This window comes from Vreelandella rituensis (assembly GCF_003336665.1).
Classification (GTDB): Bacteria; Pseudomonadota; Gammaproteobacteria; order Pseudomonadales; family Halomonadaceae; genus Vreelandella; species Vreelandella rituensis.
Map to the genome: position 1 here is coordinate 1 of NZ_QPIJ01000066.1, position 17,192 is coordinate 17,192.

Sequence of the window (17,192 nt, forward strand, 5' to 3'; positions counted from 1 at the left end):
ATCGGCGATTGGTGCGCGATCTCATGACCGTGGCGTATACGCACTGGCCGCAGGTCGGCATCTGCGAAGGGAACGCGGTGGTCGAGGTAATAGAACGGCTGATACATCCCACCCAAAAACGACCACAGGTACGCTACACGTACTTTGCTGAACGCTACTACAAATTTCCATCGTACCTTCGCCGTGTCGCTATCATGGATGCGGTCGGTCAAGTCCGCTCCTTCGTGACACGGTTTGAGGCGTGGCGCAGCGGTGATCGTAAACACCTGCACGCCAAACCACCGCGCCTGACATCCAGCACCAAGACCTTTCCGAGCCTTTACGGGAGCCAGTGCGCCAAGATCAATGCCGATGCCAGCCATGCCTTTATCAAGGTGCGACAGCACAATGATTGGGTCTGGATGGGATTTCGGCTCAAGGGAATATGCCGGTTCCGGGGGAAAGGCAAGGCCAAATCCCCGCTACTGACCACTAACGGTCGACAATGGCAGCTCTCGTTGCCCGAACAGTTCGATCCACCCAAGCCCGCCAAAGGCGCCCCGGACCGGGTGCTGGCGGTGGATGTTGGCATTAACACGGCGGCGACCTGGGCGGTCGTCGATGCTCAAGGCACTGTCCACGCACGGGGGTTTCTCTCGCGCATGGATAAAGACCGGGAGTATCGGCTCATGCAACGCATCCGCCGTCAGGCACGGAAGCAAACCCGGCACGGAAGCCGGTTGCCACCGGGCTTCTGCCGCCGCGATCACCACCGGCTGACCAGTCTGGCGGATAATCAGGCCCATCAGATCAGTCGGCAGCTGGTGAATCTCGCGTTCGACCACGGCTGCCAAGCCATGGCCGTCGAAGACCTGAAAGGCTGGCGTCCGAAAGCGGGTAAAAAGCGCACGCCGATGAAAGCGCGGTTTCACCGCTGGTTCCATCGCCAGCTCGTGACGCGCATCGAAAGCAAAGCCGAAGAAATCGGCCTGCGCTTTGTAGCGGTCTATGCCCGTGGTACGTCCAGCCAGGCGTTCGACGGGTCAGGGCCGGTGAACCGCGATAAGGACGATTATAGTCAGTGTACGTTTAGCACCGGCAAGCGCTATCACGCGGACCTTAATGCCGCTTATAACATCGCCGCCCGCGGGCATGTTGTTTACCAAGGGCGTGGCCGCAAGGCTACCGCCCGTGTGAGCTCGCAAACGCCGACTCGCACACCGCGAACTCCGGTCACGCTATCCACACTTTGGCAACAAAGCGCGTGAGAGTGATGGGAATCCGCGATTCTATTCTTTGAATGAATCGTCGGAGGGTTCAATACAGTTACCTGGAACTCAAGCAGGAGTTCGAGCTGGATGGAGGGGCATCTGATGTGCGACGTGCTTCCTGATCCTGAAAATCCACAGCAGAAGCGCATGGCGGAAGACACCGAGCCTGTTGCGGAAGCGACCGAAGTACGAAGAGGTATTCCTCTGCCAATGGGCGCCCACGCTTATGGTGACGGAGTCAATTTTACCCTCTTCAGTCGTCATGCCAGCCGCGTTCGCCTGGAGCTGTTCGCGCTTCCCGAAGACGCCGAACCGGCCAGAGCGATCGAACTCGATGCGGTCCGCAACCGCACCGGCGACGTGTGGCATGTCTGGGTGAAAGACATTCGCCCGGGCCAACTCTATGCCTATCGGTTGGATGGCCCGTACCAGCCTTGGGAAGGTCACCGTTTCAACTTCCACAAACTGCTCTTGGACCCCTACGCGCGGGCGATCTCGTCTATTCCCGCCTGGGATTTCGGGCCGGCGTGTGGCTATGGTTCCTCGGGGAAGGATCAGGACCTGTCATACTCTATGCTCGAAAGCGCCAGTGCCATGCCGAAGTGCATTTTCACTCACGATGCTTTCGACTGGCAGGACGAACTGCCGCCCCGCCATCCCTGGTCACAGACTGTCATCTACGAAACTCATGTTCGTGGCTTCACTCGGCATCCGAGCGCTGACGTGGCCCATCCTGGCACCTATCGCGGCTTGATGGAAAAGATTCCCTACCTGAAGGAGTTGGGTGTAACGGCGGTAGAGTTAATGCCGGTACATGAGTTCAATGAGCGCCAGCTGCCGGAGATCGATCCACATACGGGCCAGCCGTTTACTGTCCGCAACTACTGGGGGTATAACTCGGTGGCCTATTTTGCCCCGAAAGCATCATACAGCAGTGCCGGCGACCAACGTCAGCAGACGCTAGAATTCAAGACGCTGGTGCGTGCTCTACATCACGCCGGTATCGAAGTGATTCTGGACGTGGTGTTCAATCACACGGCGGAAGGGAATGAATTCGGTCCTACTCTGAGCTTCCGCGGGATCGACAATGCCATCTATTACATGCTGACGGATGACAAGCGTCACTATAGAAACTATGCGGGGACCGGTAATACCTTCAACGCCAATCATCCAGTGGTTCGCGGCTATATTCTGGACACCTTGCGCTATTGGGTTGTGGAAATGCATGTGGATGGGTTCCGGTTTGACCTGGCATCGATTCTTGGCCGGAACTGTGATGGCAAGCTATTGGCCAATGCGCCACTTCCCGCGCAGATCGCTGAGGATCCGGTGCTGCGGGACGTCAAGCTCATAGCTGAGGCGTGGGATATCGTCGGCGCCTATGAGGTGGGCAGCTTTTCGGGGCGGCGCTGGTCGGAGTGGAACGGCCGCTACAGAGATGATGTCAGGCGCTTCTGGCGCGGCGATAAGGGCATGCTTGGGGTGTTTGCCAGCCGTATATGTGGTAGCGCCGATATCTATATGGAGTCGGGGAAAGGACCTGAGAACAGTATCAATTTCGTTACCTGTCATGATGGCTTCACGCTCAATGACCTGGTGAGTTACGGCCGGAAGCACAATGAAGCCAACGGTGAGAACAACCATGACGGCACCGATGACAATTACAGCGCAAACTACGGTGCGGAAGGCGAAACCACGGATGCCATCATCGAGGCGATGCGGGAGCGTCAGATCAGGAATTTTCTGTTGACCTTGCTAATTTCACGCGGCGTGCCAATGCTGCTTGGCGGCGATGAATTTCGCCGTACGCAGGGCGGTAACAACAACGCATACTGCCAGGATAACGAGACAAGCTGGTATGACTGGCGATGTCTTGAAAAGCACGCGAGTCTCTTCCGTTTCGTGCAGAGAATGATCGCCTTTCGCCATGCCTATCCTGTCCTGAGCAGGGAGCGCTTCTACACCAGTGACGAGCTCCTCTGGTTTGGACCGCAGGGAGGACTGCCAGATTGGTGCGACCCCTACGCCAAGCAATGTGCGTGCCTGATTCGGGAGGGCGCTAAGTATGCATTGTTTCTAATGTTTAACGCCGGGATCGATTCTGTAGATTTTCACTTGCCTGCCATAGTGTCTGGTATGCAGTGGCGTCTCGTCGTGGACACCGCTCGCGAAGCACTACAGAACCTGTCTGCTATGGGAACGGAGCATCTACTGGAAGATGAGGGTGTTTACCAGCTCAGTATGCGATCCAGTGCTATTTTCGTGGCGCGATGAGCGTGTTCAGACGAGTAGCGGGACCAGCGGCAGGGCGAAGGCGTTGGGAGAAGAATCCTCGAAGACGGCGACCTCCCAAGCTGTACCCGGCGGTTGAACGCAGATGTATCGCACCGTCCCTCTCGTCAGTGAACCAAGTGACCCAGCGTGGATCGGCTCTCAATGCACCCGAATCTTCCCGCCACATCCGCAAGGCGCTTGTCCAGCGTCCACAACTGCGTACCGGGCGTGATAAGCGTCGAGGCAAGCTCGCATAAGCTTCACCTCAAGGTAACTAAGTGGCTATTCATAGCGCGAATTAAAAAGATACAAAAGTACTACATGTCCTGCCGCAGGCGTGTCATGGCGCCATACAGGCCGCCGAAATCTCCAAGCTGTGCCAGGTGGATGTCGGGAAGGTCGGGGAAAATGGTGAGTAACTCGCGCAGATGTCTTTTTATCTCATCAAGGCTGACAACAGGCCCCTTCATACCGCATACCATTGAGCCACCCAGTACAATGGCATCAGGTGACCAGTGTACGAGGGTATTGTTAAGCCCGATCGCAAGCCAGGAGGCAATCCGGTGCCACTCTTGTTTGTCTGTTACCTCGTACGGTTTTTTGCCCGTCCGCTTTCCGAGTGCCGTGCCTGATGCAAGGCCTTCCAGGTCGACACATTTGTCAATTTCGGCACTGGGCACAACACAGTCGGGACAAACGCGGCAATGCGGATTGATGATCTGATGGCCGGGCTCGAACCCGAACCGCGCTGTGTCAATCATGCCGCCGACAATCCGCCCGCCACCAATGCCGGTAGAAACCGACAGGTAAACGACGATCTCATAGCCCTGTCCTGCTCCGGCATGCGCCTCACCCAAGCCGGCCATGTCGGTATCGTTTTCAAGGAAAACGGGAGCGCCCAGTCCTTTCTCGAGGTGCTCCGCCAGGGGCTTACCGATCCATTCGGTCTTATTTGGCGAGCGAAGGAGCGTCCGGTGCTTGTGGTCCAGAACACCGGCAACGCCGCCGGCAGCGGCAGTGATACCGTGGCCCCCTACAAGCGTCCTGGCGGCATCGGCGATGCGTTTCGTATCCGCTTCCAGGTTGCTGGTGCTATCGAACACGATGGGGTCGCCCTGTAGCTCATGGCAGTCGTTGCTTGCCGCAACCCGCGTCTTGCTTCCACCAATATCAAAAAGAATATACATGAGGCTTCCCTGAAGTTGCTCGGTTTTATTCAGACATCCGTCGCCTCTGTATCTCCCGCACTATTTGTCCCGCCAGCAGGGGAATGACGCTCATTGCTAGAATTAGAAGCCAGGGCTGCCAGCCCAAGGGCTGGGTTCGGAGCAGATCAGAGAGTACCGGCAGGTATGCCGCGGCCGCCAGTAGCGCGATGCAAAGTGCCAGTGCTCCCCATACCCAGGGATTGCGCGTTATCTCGTTGAGCAGAATGGGCGACTTCGGGCTGCGTAGAACGAAGGTAAACCAGAGCTTACCGAAAGCCAGAGTGAGAAAAGAAACCGTTACCGCTTCCAGCTCGGTCAATCCCAGCCAGTGTTCTCCCAGCAGCAGGGCACTCAGCACACAGACTGCCAGAATGGCAGCAAATCCCGAGATCTCCATCCAGTGGGCTCGAGTCAGCACCGATTCCCGAGGGCTACGGGGCGGCTCTTCCATCTCATTTCCGCTGGCCGGGCCGAGTCCCAGAGCGAGAGCGGGAAAGACATCGGTAAGCACATTGAGATAGAGAATTTGCAGAGGAAGCAGCGGCAGAGGCCACCCCACGCCGATGGCTACTGCCACCGCCAGCACCTCGGCCACATTCGTGGTGAGCATGAACACGACGGACTTGCGGATGTTGCCGAAAATGACTCTTCCCTGCCGCACCGCCGCAACGATAGTTTCAAAGGCATCATCCTTCAGCACCATGTCGGCAACCTGCTTGGCCGCCTCCGTACCCCTTTTGCCCATGGCAATGCCGATGTCCGCCTTTTTCAGAGCGGGGGCGTCGTTGACGCCGTCACCGGTCATGGCCACGATCTCACCCCGATTCTGATAAATGCTCACCAGGTCGAGTTTTTGCTCAGGACTCACCCTGGCAAAGATGTTGGCGTGGTAGATCTTCTCCTGCTGGTCCTCGTCGATATCGTCGGGGGAACCGATATCGCGCCCCAGCATGCTGACTGTTTCCGGGTCATCCTTGCCCCCGACGATCCCCACGGCCCGGGCGATTGCCGTGGCGGTCTCTACCTGATCGCCGGTCACCATCTCCACCCGGATACCCGCCGCCTGGCAGATGTCTATCGCCTCTTTGACGTTTTCTCGGGGTGGATCAAGCAGGCCGGCAAGACCGAGGAAGCACAGTCCTTTGTAGGGATCGGCATCCTCGGTGTCGGTGCGTTTCTCGGCCATTGCCAAAAGGCGTAATCCCTCGCCTGCCAACTGATTGGCTCGTTCGATCCATTGCTGGCGTGTCTCGTCATCTAGCGCTTCGGTGGTGTCCTCGGTGACGATTTCGCTGCAGACCTCCAGTACAGCCTCGGGTGCGCCTTTCACCGCCACGTAAAATTGGCCATCATCCCGGTGAAAGGTGGCCATCTTCTTGAGCCGGGGTTCGAATTGTTCCACCCGAACCTCGGGCCGCTCTTCCAGCAGCGATTCCCGTTCCAGTCCGAGGTCTTTTCCTCCTTTCAGAAGTGCTACTTCAGTGGGATCGCCGCGGGGGTTGTCTTCTCCCTGTTGCTGATCGAGGGATGCGCCATTACAGAGCACCCCCACCTCCAGAGCGCGGCGAATCCCTTCCTTGTCCGCCAGCGCCTCGCCAGTCTCGTTTTCCCCAAGCACAAGCTCGCCGGTGGGGGTGATGATTTTTTGCAGCCGCATCCGGTTTTCAGTCAGGGTGCCGGTCTTGTCCGAAAAGATCACCCGGGTGGCTCCCAGGGTTTCCACCGCGGTGAGCTGGTTTACCAGCGCGTTGCGGGCGGCCATCAGGTACATGCCGCGGGCGAGGGCAATGGTGGCGACGATGGGAAGGCCCTCGGGAATGGCGGCCACACCAAGGGCCAGTGCCGTCTCGATCACCAGCGCGGCTTCTTGCTCCCGCACCAGAAAACCCACCGCGGCAACCACGATGGCAATAAAAATGGTCAATACGGCGAGGCGGCGCCCCAGTTGATCCAGCCGCTGCTGCAAGGGTGTAACGGTTCCTTCGGCCGATTCCGCAAGCGCTGACACCCGGCCCAGTTCCGTCTCCGAACCAGTGGCCGCCGCAGCGCCCACCGCCGTGCCATCGGCGATGCTGGTGCCCTTGTAGAGCATGTTATTGCGGTCGGCGAGGTCGGTATCCACGGCCAGGGCATCGGTTAATTTACTCACCGGAACGGACTCACCGGTAAGGGGCGCTTCGTTGACCCTCAGGTGTTCCGCCTCCAGCAACCGCAAATCGGCGGGGACGAGGTCGCCGGCCTCCAGCAGTACGATATCGCCTGGCACGATTTCCGATGCAGCAATCTCCCGCTCACGGCCTTCCCGCCGGACCCGGGTCATGTGCTCTCCCAACCGGCGCAGGGCGGCCATGGATCGTACTGCCTTCCATTCGCTGAAAAAGCCGATGGCAGTATTGACCAGCAGCACTGCCAGGACCGCGAAGCCCTCCGGCAGGCGGCCGGTGGCAAACGCCAGAACGGCGGCACCACCCAGCAGGTAGATGACGATGCTGTGAAATTGCCCCAGAAGAATTCGCCACCAGGGCCGGCTTTCCGACACTCGCAGCTGGTTCGGTCCGTAGTGCTTCAACCGCGCCTGGGCCTCGTCGTCCGTCAATCCGTTTTCCTTCCGGACGTCCAGTTCCTTCAGGGTGTCCTCAATGTCGGCAGCATGCCAGTTGTGTTTGTCGGGGGCGTTCCTTCTGCTTTCGCTTTTCGAACCCATTGGATCGATCCTTGATCAGTGTTTTTCCGCGGATTTGGCCAGTCGGATAATCCGGAGAAAGTCTTCCGCCTCGAGAGAAGCACCCCCCACCAGGGCTCCGTCAATATCGGTCTGGGCGAAAAAATCCGCGGCGTTGTCCGGCTTCACCGAGCCGCCGTACTGGATCCGGATAGCCGCGGCCGCCTCCTTGCCGTAGGCGAATTCAACGTACCGACGAATGGCGGCATGAGCGGATGCCGCATCTTCCGGCGTGGCGCTCTCGCCGGTTCCGATGGCCCATACCGGTTCATAGGCGATGGTCACCTGGCGTAGCTGATGGGAATTGACACCGGCCAGGCCATAGCACAGCTGAGCTGTGTTGACAGCATTGGTCTGATCCGCTTCCCGTTGCTCCAGCGTTTCACCGATGCAGAGAGTGGCATCGAAGCCGGCATCCAGGGCTGCCCGGAGCTTTTGGTTGACCAGAACATCCGACTCTCCCAGCTTGTGCCGTCGCTCCGAGTGGCCCACCAGCACCGTCTTGCAGTCGATATCCCTGAGCATCGCCAGTGATATCTCTCCGGTAAACGATCCATTCGATTTTGCATAGAAGTTCTGGGCGCCGAGCTTGATAGAACTTCCGGCTTCGGCAAGCACACCGCCAACCCTGTCCAAATAGAGCAGCGCGGGGTAAATGCACAGATCCAGGGACTGGGTGTCCGTCTCGTCTGCAAGCTTTTCGGCCAGTGCGATGGAATCCTTGCGGTTAAGGTTCATCTTCCAGTTTCCGCCGATAATTTTTCTGCGCTCTGTCATGGGGTTAATCTCAACTTTTCGTCAACTATGTCATTCGGCAGCGTCCACCAACGTGACCGGCTGGCGTTCGCAGGTAACGTCCGTTGCAAGCTCATCGCTCAGGCCCCGAATTTTCGCAGATGGCCGGCGTGGGCCAGTGCCAGGGTCATAAGATGTTTTGCCGGCAGGTGGCCCAGTCCGCCCCCGGCACAGGCGGTTTCACCAAAGCCCACGACGCCGTCCACTCGGCAGGTGTTCGCGTTGAGCAGAACCGGCACCGGATGCCAGCTATGGCTGGCCAGTGCACTGGGAGTGCTGTGATCTCCCGTCACCACGATGACATCCGGTTGCAGTTCGATCATTCGGGGGATTGCCCGGTCAAGCTTCTCAATGGCGGCCACCTTGCCGTCGAAGTCGCCGTCCTCGCCGCGGCTGTCCGTCTCCTTGAAGTGCAAAAACAGAAAGTCGTGGTGCGGCCAGGCAGTCTTCAGCGCATTGATTTCGCTGTCCAGATCGGGACCGCAATCCACGACCTTCATGCCCAGCAGCCGGGCGATGCCCCGGTACATGGGATACCCCGCCAGGGCGCAGCCATCCAGCCCATAGCTTTCCCTCAACGACGCTAGCTGGGGCAGCTGTGCGAAACCCCGCAATAGCACCATGTTGGCCGGCTCTTCCTGGGCGAGAATTTCTCGGGCCTGCGCCACGAACTCGCTCACTGCTCGGGCCGTTTGTTGTGACTTTTCTTCTTGGGCACGGGGTTCCCGGGGTGGGGTCCCGATTCGGTGGGGATCCGTGTCGTCTACTCGTGCGCCTAATGCCTGCGTTTTAGGCCGCAAAACCAGCAGAAAACGGTGCTCTTTAACCGGTTCGACGTAAACTTCCACGTCGTCGAGACGAATCTCCTTGAGCATCCTCACCAACCGGGCACCTTCCCGGGAATCGATGCGGCCGGCCCGTCGATCGGTCACTACGCCGTCACTGTCTAGGGTGCAGAAATTACCACGAGCCGCAACGTCACCAGGCTCCAGATCGAAGTCGATGCCGAGCGCGGTGAGGACACCCCGTCCGATGTTGTGCTCCACCGGATCGTAACCAAAAAGAGCCATATGGCCGGGTCCGCTGCCCGGCGTGATGCCAGGTGCCACAGGGTAGGTCAAACCGGTGGCGCCCTGACTCGCCAACCGGTCCAGATTGGGTGTCCTGGCTGCTTCCAGTTCCGTACCCCGGCCGCCGCTATCAATCCCTCCGAGGCCGTCTGCCACTATAAATAGAATTTTTGCCTCGCTTTCGGTGAGGAGGGGTCTGAGATCCATTGCTTAATCCTCCTTCAGGACATTCAGCGCTGGCAGTGAGCCATGGGCGAGATAGTCAAGAAAGGCGCCGCCACCGGTGGAAAGGTGTGTCAGTTGATTCTCTATCCCGATTCTGTGAACCGCCTGTCCGGTTTCTCCACCGCCGACAACGGTCACCCCGCGGGACGCGGCCATGGCTTCCGCTATCCGCCGTGTACCGCTGAAATAGCGGTCCTCCTCGATCTTGCCCATGGGCCCGTTCCATACCACTGTAGCGGCGTTCCCGATGGCTTTTGCATACCGGGAAGCGGTATGTGGCCCGATGTCCATCCCCATCCAGTCGCCGGTAATTTCTCTGCCAGTACGGGTCTCTTCCTCGATGGCCATGACATGGTCTGTGGGCAGGAGGAGTTTGTCACCAGCCTTGTCCAGGATCTCACGGGCGTTGTCCAGACGATCTTCTTCCACTTTGGAGGATCCTGTGGAAACACCCCGGGCCCGCAGCAACGTATAGGCCATGGCGCCGCCAATCAAAATCTGCTCGGCGCGGTCGATGAAAGCACTGATGACGTCGAGCTTGTCCGCTACTTTGGCACCGCCGAAAACTGCCACCAGTGGCGGCTTCGGGTTATTGACAACCTTGTCCAGGGCTTCGATTTCCCGCCCCACCAGGCGACCTGCCGCGCGCTTGTCCACCGGGAAGTGCGTTGCTACGCCGTATACCGAAGCGTGCTTCCGATGACAGGCAGCGAAGGCGTCGTTAATGTAAATATCGCCGAACTCCGCCAGAGCCCTTGCAAAATGGTCGTCGTTATCCTTTTCGCCGGGATGGAATCGTAAATTTTCCAGCAAAAGGATTTCGCCACCGGCCAGAGATCGAACCATCTCCTCGGCCTGCGCCCCCACGACCTCCTCACAGTGTCGTATCCGGTTGTCGGGCAACAGTTCAGAGAGCTTTTCCGCAATCGGAGCCAGGCTCAGGTGTGCCACCGGCTTACCGCCGGGACGACCGAGGTGGCTCATCAATACACAGGCGACGTTTTTCTCCAGGAGGTGATGTAGCGTCGGCAGGGCGGCACGTATACGACTGTCGTCCAGAACCGTGCCTTCGTCATCCCGGGGGACGTTAAAGTCCACGCGAACGAGGGCGCGCGAATTGGTTAAATTCAGGTCGCTCAATGTCTTCATGTTTTCCGGCCTCCTGCCTTCTGATAAATGAATCCGAGGGCCGCAGAAGTGCTCCGTGAATTCACTTGCTCAATCCATGCTTATTTAAAACTAGTCAATCTTTAGCCGAGCACAACCGGGTTTACCGTAGAGAAGATGACAATCTGTATGGATAGGTCTGCAAAAAACCTGAAAAGGCTCCTTCTGGAAGGGACCCCTATCAGGGTCTATTATTTCCTAGATTTCCGATAGTTCCTGAAAGCAGCGAACACGAGCCCTAATCGAGGTGAATTGAATGGATGAAATCGAACGTATTCTTGGTGGTGAAGCCGAATCACTGCTTGGTTATGAGTGCCACGGTATCAATCACAAGCATCTGCATTTGCCAGGATCTGATTACGTGTCTCGGGTGCTGGCCGACAGTGATCGTTCCAATGTCGTGCTGCGCAATCTGCAAACGATCCTGGGGCATGGCCGGCTTGGGGGGTCGGGCTATGTGTCGATTCTCCCGGTCGATCAGGGCGTGGAACATTCTGCCGGCGCATCGTTTGCACCAAACCCGCTGTATTTTGATCCCGCGAATCTCGTGGAATTGGCGATTGAGGGTGGCTGTAACGCCATTGCGTCGACGTACGGTGTGCTGGCATCGGTCAGTCGCCGCTATGCCCACAAGATTCCATTCCTGGTAAAACTCAATCACAACGAACTCCTGACCTATCCGAATGAGTACGATCAAACCCTGTTCGCCAATGTCGATCAGGCATTCGAGCTCGGCGCCGTTGCCGTTGGCGCAACGATCTACTTCGGTTCGCCTGAGTCTCGTCGGCAGATCGAAGAAGTGTCGCAAGCGTTTGAGCGCGCCCACGAGCTTGGCATGGTCACCGTGCTATGGGCGTATCTTCGCAACCCGGCATTCAAACAAGATGATGCCGATTACCACACGGCAGCCGATCTGACCGGGCAGGCCAATCATCTGGCCGTGACCATTGGCGCCGATATCGTCAAGCAAAAGCAGGCGACGGTGAACGGAGGCTTTAAAGCGCTCGATTTCGGAAAGACCCACGAGCGTGTGTACTCGGAGCTGGCTACCGATCATCCAATTGAACTTGCCCGCTATCAGGTTGCAAACTGCTACATGGGCCGCATCGGGCTGATCAATTCGGGCGGCGCATCCGGCGGTGACGACCTGCATCAGGCCATTCGAACGGCCGTGATCAACAAGCGTGCCGGCGGCATGGGACTGATCTCCGGGCGCAAGGCCTTCCAGAAGCCCATGGCCGAGGGTGTGCAGCTACTGCAGGCGATTCAGGACGTCTATCTCTCCGAGGCGGTAACGGTGGCCTGACCGGATCTCACCCAGCGATGGGAAATCTCTCTGAACCCTCTCTGCACCAGGGGGATTTCCCTCATTGGCCGACCATGCCCTTTTCTGCCATGAACTTCCCTGCCATGAACTTCTCTGATGCTGTCCTTCTGCAAGCCTCCCGAATCCTGCCCACTGTTCGGCAATCAGCTCCTCTCCAATGCCAGTATTCAGATAGCATCTTTTCGAGCCCGCCTTGAATCATTAAGTCATTAATATATTGATTTTTATGTGCTTTATAAAAATTGACGAATGGTGTTCAAGTCCGTGATTTCTTGACTAGGCTTAAATGCAAGTCAAAAAACTTCACTTGGAAAGCAACGGAGACTGCGACCATGAAGATTGGTATAAATGGATTTGGCCGCATAGGCCGGCAAGTATTCCGCATCGCTTATGAGCAAGAAGGTCTGGAAGTGGTTCATATCAATGATATGGCCGACGCAAAAACCTTGGCCTACCTCCTGCAGTGCGACACCACCTACGGCCGCTGGGCTCACCGGGTACGGGCCGAAGGGGACGCGCTGGTTATCGATGACGACATGAGCGTTTCGGTAAGCACGGAGAAAGACCCTGCTCAACTGCCCTGGCGGGAAAAGGGCGCGGAAGTGGTTCTCGAAGCCACCGGGCTTTTTCGTAAAAAGGAAGATGCGCACAAACATATCGAAGCGGGCGCCCGGAAGGTGCTCATTTCGGCGCCCGGCAAAAGCGAGCTCGACGGTGACTTCATCCTGGGGGTCAATGGGGATCAGTTCGATCCGGACCAACATCATGTTATCTCCATCGGCAGCTGCACTACCAACTGCCTGGCGCCGGTGGTGAAGGTGCTGCACGACGCGTTCGGAATCGAGCAAGGGTTCATCAATACGGTGCATGCCTATACCTCGTCACAGAATCTGTTGGACGGACCGCACAAGAAGCCCCGGCGGGGTCGGGCCGCAGCGGAAAATCTCGTACCGACTTCCACAGGCGCGGCGGCGATGATCGGCCAGATCATTCCGGCGCTGGAGGGAAAGCTCAATGGCATCGCGGTGCGAACACCGGTCAAATGCGGCTCGCTGCTCGATCTGACCTGCACATTGGCCGCAGATGCCAGTGACGAGCGGGTCAACGATGCATTTCGCGAACGGGCGAATGGTGCCATGAACGGTATTCTCGCCGTCGACGATTCGCCCCTTGTTTCCAGTGACATCATCGGCAGGGAAGAGAGCGCCATCGTAACCAGCCAGGACACCCAGTTAATCGGCGACCGCTTCGTCAAGGTGCTGGCCTGGTACGACAACGAGTGGGCGTTTTCTCGGCGCTGCGTGGATATGATGCAACGGATGGGCTGACTATGACGGAACAAATCTACGTTCGCTGGTTCGAGGACCTGAGCAACGACGATGTCTCAAGCGTCGGAGGGAAAAACGCCTCTCTGGGGGAGATGATCGGTAATTTGCGAGAAGGGGGAGTGCGGGTGCCGGGAGGATTCGCCACAACGGCGGATGCCTACCGTGCCTATGTCGAGCACAATCAGCTGGGAGACACGATCCGTGAACTGACCGAAGCGCTTGCCCGGGAGGAGAAATCCCTCAAGCAGGTGGGTAAGGAGATCCGAGAGGCATTCCGCAAGGGCGAGTTTCCGGACGACATTGAAGAGGCCATCCGGGATGCCTATGAGGAGCTTGCCGCCCGCAATGAGAAGAAGGATCTCCCCGTGGCCGTGCGCAGCAGTGCCACGGCGGAGGATCTGCCCGAGGCGAGCTTCGCCGGGCAACAGGAAACCTTTCTCAATATCCGCGGCGGCGACGATCTCATCGACGCATGCCGCAAGTGCTATGCCTCATTATTCACTGATCGCGCGCTCAACTACCGGGAGCATCGTGGTTTCGAGCACCTGAAGCTTGCGCTCTCCGTGGGCGTACAGAAGATGGTGGGCTCGGACAAGGCCTGTGCCGGCGTGATGTTTTCTCTCGACACGGATACTGGGTTCCCCGATGTCGTGGTCATCAACGCCACTTGGGGGCTCGGCGAAACTGTGGTGCAGGGCACGGTGGACCCTGATGAGTACCGGGTCTTCAAACCAGGGCTTGCGAACAAAAACCTGGTGCCAATCCTGGCCAAGAAATGCGGCAGCAAGAAGGAAAAAATGATCTACGCGTCTCGGGGAGCGGCGCCCACTAGAACGGTGAACACCAAAAAGGCGGAGAGGGAAATCCTGGTGCTCGGTGACGATGATATCCTCACCCTGGCCCGCTGGGCCGTGACCATCGAAAAGCATTACGGCAAACCCATGGACATGGAGTGGGCCAAGGACAGTGAATCCGGCGAGCTCTATTGCGTCCAGGCTCGCCCCGAAACTGTTCACTCGCAGAAGCAATCCGGCGCGTTCAAAAGCTATCGGCTGGAGGAAACCGGCGAGGTACTGGCTAGGGGCGTGGCCATTGGCGAATCCATAGCGACCGGTCGGGTGAGGGTTCTCGATAGTCCCAAAGAGATGGACCGCTTCGAGGATGGCGACGTGCTGGTCACCGAGCGGACAGACCCGGACTGGGGTCCCGTCATGAAACGGGCCGCGGCCATCGTCACCGATCATGGCGGCAGGACCAGCCATGCCGCGATTGTCAGCCGGGAGTTGGGTGTTCCCGCGATCGTGGGCACAGGCGCCGGGACCAAGAACCTGAAGGACGGCCAGGAAGTGACGGTGTCGTGCGCGGAAGGCAGCGAAGGGCGGATTTACCAGGGAATTCTGGCGTACGAGGAGCGGGATATCGATATCGAGGATCTGCCTGAGGCGCCCGTGGAGTTGATGATCAATCTGGCATCGCCGGAAGCTGCTTTTCGCTGGTGGCGACTGCCGGTTCACGGCGTCGGTCTGGCCCGCATGGAGTTCATTATCAATAACGCGATCAAGATTCACCCCCTGGCCTTGGCCCGATTCGATCAGGTGGAAGACAAGAAGGCGCGAAAGCGTATCGATGAACTCACTGCCGGTTACCAGGATAAAACCGAGTACTTTATCGAGCACCTCAGCCGGGGGATCGCTATGATCGCCGCCTCCCAGTATCCGGATCCGGTGATTGTCCGCATGAGCGACTTCAAGACCAATGAGTATGCCAAGCTCATCGGTGGCGAGCAGTTCGAGCCGCGGGAGGAGAACCCCATGCTGGGATTCCGCGGCGCTTCCAGGTATTACAGCGATCGCTACAAGGACGGTTTCGCTCTGGAATGCCGAGCGGTAAAGAAGGCCCGGGAGGAGATCGGCCTGGACAATATCGTGGTAATGCTTCCCTTCGTTCGCAACCCCCGGGAGGCCGACCGGGTCATCGAGGCGATGGCCGAACACGGGCTGCGGCGCGGCGAGGACGGCTTGCAGTTGTATATGATGTGCGAGGTACCCTCCAATGTGTTTCTCGCCGAGCAGTTTGCCGAGCGGTTTGACGGTTTTTCCATCGGTAGTAATGATCTGACCCAGTTGGTGCTGGGGGTGGACCGGGATTCCGAGGAACTCAGCGAACTGTTCGATGAAAGGGACGAGGCGGTCAAGATCGCAATCGTGCAAGTGATCGAAAAGGCTCACCAGAGCGGCTGCAAGGTGGGTATCTGCGGCCAGGCGCCCAGCGATTACCCGGATTTCGCCCAGTTCCTGGTGGATAGCGGTATCGATTCCATCTCGCTCAACCCGGACAGTGTGCTCGACATACTGGAAATCTGGCGAGAGGACTAGCCTAGCGGTGGCTGAACCCGAAACGCATAAACGGGCCTTTGATCAGTGCGAAGCCGGGGGTTGGCATGGGCTCGCCAATCTGGATGCATTGCCTTGTCAACTACCTCGCCCTGAAGGGACGAGGCTTGTGACAACAAGCCCGGTTGACCAGGGAAAGCGGTAACCAACCCGCTACGTTTGCAACAGGTCGTTAAGACCCACCGCCGAATGCTTCACTCAGTCCGGCGCTCTGGAAGATCAGGGTCATGCTGGTGAAAGGTAAAGCGCCGAAGGTTCTGATCGCTGTCGATGGCACCACGGTCGGCAGGAGCCGGTTGCAGACATTCCCGAGGGGAGACAGGTTGGAAGACCTGCGTCACCAGGCCCGTAAGGGCAATGTTTAGGAGGAGATCGCATGGCGGTGTTCGTATTGGGAAAGAACAAGCAGCCGTTGATGCCGTGTAGCGAAAAACGCGCACGGCTATTGCTGGAGCGTGGTCGGGCGGTGGTGGTGAACCTGACCCCTTTTGTGATCCGGTTGCAGGATCGCTGCCTGAGTGACTGCGCCTTGCAGCCAACCCTGCTGGCTGCCGATCCGGGCAGCAAGGAAACCGGGCTGGCGCTGATGCGGCTGGAAAACAACGCAACGGAAGAAAAGGCACCGGCAACCCGCCATGTGCTTTGCCTGTTTCAGTTGGTGCATCGGGGCTTCCAGATTCGCCAAGCCTTGGAGCAACGTGCCGGTTTTCGGCGTCGGCGTCGCAGCAAGAACCTGCGCCATCGCAAGCCACGTTTCGACAACCGGACCAAGCCCAAGGGCTGGCTGGCCCCCAGCTTGCAGCATCGTGTCGATACAACCATGGCTTGGGTGGACAAGCTGTGCCGTTGGGCACCCGTGACTCACCTGAGCATGGAGCTGGTGCGCTTCGATCTGCAGAAGATGGAAAACCCGGAGATTTCCGGCATTGAGTATCAACAAGGCACGCTTCTGGGCTATGAGGTGCGTGAATACCTGCTCGAAAAATGGGGGCGTGAGTGTGCCTATTGCGGCACCGGTGATACACCCCTGGAGATCGAGCATGTGGTAGCGAAATCTCGGAACGGCTCTAGCCGGGTGAGCAACCTGACCGTCGCCTGTCACGACTGCAACCAGGCCAAGGACAGCCAGTGGCTTGCTGATTTCTTTGCCACCAACAAGGGACTCAAGAAACGCCTCAAAGCCAATGGCTTGTCGGCAGACGTCCGCCTTGAGCGCGTCCAGCGCCAGCTCAAATTACCGCTGCGGGATGCCACCGCTGTCAATGCCACCCGCTGGGCGTTGTATGGTTCCCTGAAAACCACCGGCCTGCCGGTCGCCGTGGGCAGCGGCGGTCGCACCAAGTACAACCATCAGCGCCTGGGTATTCCCAAAACCCATGCGCTGGATGCGGCCTGTGTCGGCAAGTTCGATACCCTGAAAGGCTGGCGGGTAC

General features: G+C 58.3%; 11 protein-coding genes. 6 read left to right on the forward strand and 5 right to left on the reverse strand.

Annotated features, from left to right (window positions below; all coding sequences use genetic code 11):
* Together DU506_RS18505 and glgX are read left to right on the forward strand one after the other, a co-directional pair.
* Nucleotides 1-1,247, forward strand: a 1,247-nt coding sequence (locus DU506_RS18505) for an RNA-guided endonuclease TnpB family protein (RefSeq protein WP_220254457.1), incomplete at its 5' end; no start/stop codon positions are given.
* Nucleotides 1,248-1,337: 90 nt separating this feature from the next.
* The gene (gene glgX / locus DU506_RS18510; protein ID WP_220254459.1) at nt 1,338-3,524 is read left to right on the forward strand and encodes a glycogen debranching protein GlgX; all 2,187 of its coding nucleotides are present in this window, start codon (nt 1,338-1,340) and stop codon (nt 3,522-3,524) included.
* 317 nt (nt 3,525-3,841) lie between these two features.
* Here the strand turns inward: glgX and DU506_RS18515 are convergent, their stop codons facing one another.
* The 5 genes from DU506_RS18515 to DU506_RS18535 form a co-directional block, all read right to left on the reverse strand.
* Nucleotides 3,842-4,711 (reverse strand): ROK family protein, encoded by an 870-nt coding sequence (locus DU506_RS18515; RefSeq protein ID WP_114488349.1) that lies wholly within the window; start codon nt 4,709-4,711, stop codon nt 3,842-3,844.
* 25 nt (nt 4,712-4,736) lie between these two features.
* On the reverse strand, nt 4,737-7,436 hold the full coding sequence (locus DU506_RS18520) for a cation-translocating P-type ATPase (protein WP_114488350.1): 2,700 nt from the start codon (nt 7,434-7,436) through the stop codon (nt 4,737-4,739).
* Between the two features lie 15 nt (nt 7,437-7,451).
* On the reverse strand, nt 7,452-8,231 hold the full coding sequence (gene tpiA / locus DU506_RS18525; RefSeq protein ID WP_114488351.1) for a triose-phosphate isomerase: 780 nt from the start codon (nt 8,229-8,231) through the stop codon (nt 7,452-7,454).
* 98 nt (nt 8,232-8,329) lie between these two features.
* The gene (locus DU506_RS18530) at nt 8,330-9,526 is read right to left on the reverse strand and encodes a 2,3-bisphosphoglycerate-independent phosphoglycerate mutase (RefSeq protein WP_114488352.1); all 1,197 of its coding nucleotides are present in this window, start codon (nt 9,524-9,526) and stop codon (nt 8,330-8,332) included.
* A gap of 3 nt (nt 9,527-9,529) precedes the next feature.
* Nucleotides 9,530-10,693 (reverse strand): phosphoglycerate kinase, encoded by a 1,164-nt coding sequence (locus DU506_RS18535; RefSeq protein WP_114488353.1) that lies wholly within the window; start codon nt 10,691-10,693, stop codon nt 9,530-9,532.
* 274 nt (nt 10,694-10,967) lie between these two features.
* On the opposite strand from DU506_RS18535, the gene DU506_RS18540 reads away from it, so the two are divergent.
* From DU506_RS18540 to iscB, 4 genes are all read left to right on the forward strand, one after another.
* Nucleotides 10,968-12,017 (forward strand): class I fructose-bisphosphate aldolase, encoded by a 1,050-nt coding sequence (locus DU506_RS18540; protein WP_114488354.1) that lies wholly within the window; start codon nt 10,968-10,970, stop codon nt 12,015-12,017.
* Nucleotides 12,018-12,370: 353 nt separating this feature from the next.
* On the forward strand, nt 12,371-13,366 hold the full coding sequence (gene gap / locus DU506_RS18545) for a type I glyceraldehyde-3-phosphate dehydrogenase (protein ID WP_114488355.1): 996 nt from the start codon (nt 12,371-12,373) through the stop codon (nt 13,364-13,366).
* A gap of 2 nt (nt 13,367-13,368) precedes the next feature.
* Nucleotides 13,369-15,741, forward strand: coding sequence for a phosphoenolpyruvate synthase (ppsA, locus tag DU506_RS18550; protein ID WP_114488356.1), 2,373 nt, complete (start codon nt 13,369-13,371; stop codon nt 15,739-15,741).
* A 394-nt stretch (nt 15,742-16,135) separates the two neighbouring features.
* On the forward strand, nt 16,136-17,192 hold a 1,057-nt coding region (gene iscB, locus DU506_RS18555), incomplete at its 3' end, for an RNA-guided endonuclease IscB (RefSeq protein ID WP_114488357.1).

Bases quoted from the DNA above. Each gene is read 5' to 3' on its own strand.
- glgX (WP_220254459.1), top strand. From the start codon at position 1,338: ATGGAGGGGCATCTGATGTGCGACGTGCTTCCTGATCCTGAAAATCCA.
- DU506_RS18515 (WP_114488349.1), bottom strand. From the start codon at position 4,711: ATGTATATTCTTTTTGATATTGGTGGAAGCAAGACGCGGGTTGCGGCA.
- DU506_RS18520 (WP_114488350.1), bottom strand. From the start codon at position 7,436: ATGGGTTCGAAAAGCGAAAGCAGAAGGAACGCCCCCGACAAACACAAC.
- tpiA (WP_114488351.1), bottom strand. From the start codon at position 8,231: ATGACAGAGCGCAGAAAAATTATCGGCGGAAACTGGAAGATGAACCTT.
- DU506_RS18530 (WP_114488352.1), bottom strand. From the start codon at position 9,526: ATGGATCTCAGACCCCTCCTCACCGAAAGCGAGGCAAAAATTCTATTT.
- DU506_RS18535 (WP_114488353.1), bottom strand. From the start codon at position 10,693: ATGAAGACATTGAGCGACCTGAATTTAACCAATTCGCGCGCCCTCGTT.
- DU506_RS18540 (WP_114488354.1), top strand. From the start codon at position 10,968: ATGGATGAAATCGAACGTATTCTTGGTGGTGAAGCCGAATCACTGCTT.
- gap (WP_114488355.1), top strand. From the start codon at position 12,371: ATGAAGATTGGTATAAATGGATTTGGCCGCATAGGCCGGCAAGTATTC.
- ppsA (WP_114488356.1), top strand. From the start codon at position 13,369: ATGACGGAACAAATCTACGTTCGCTGGTTCGAGGACCTGAGCAACGAC.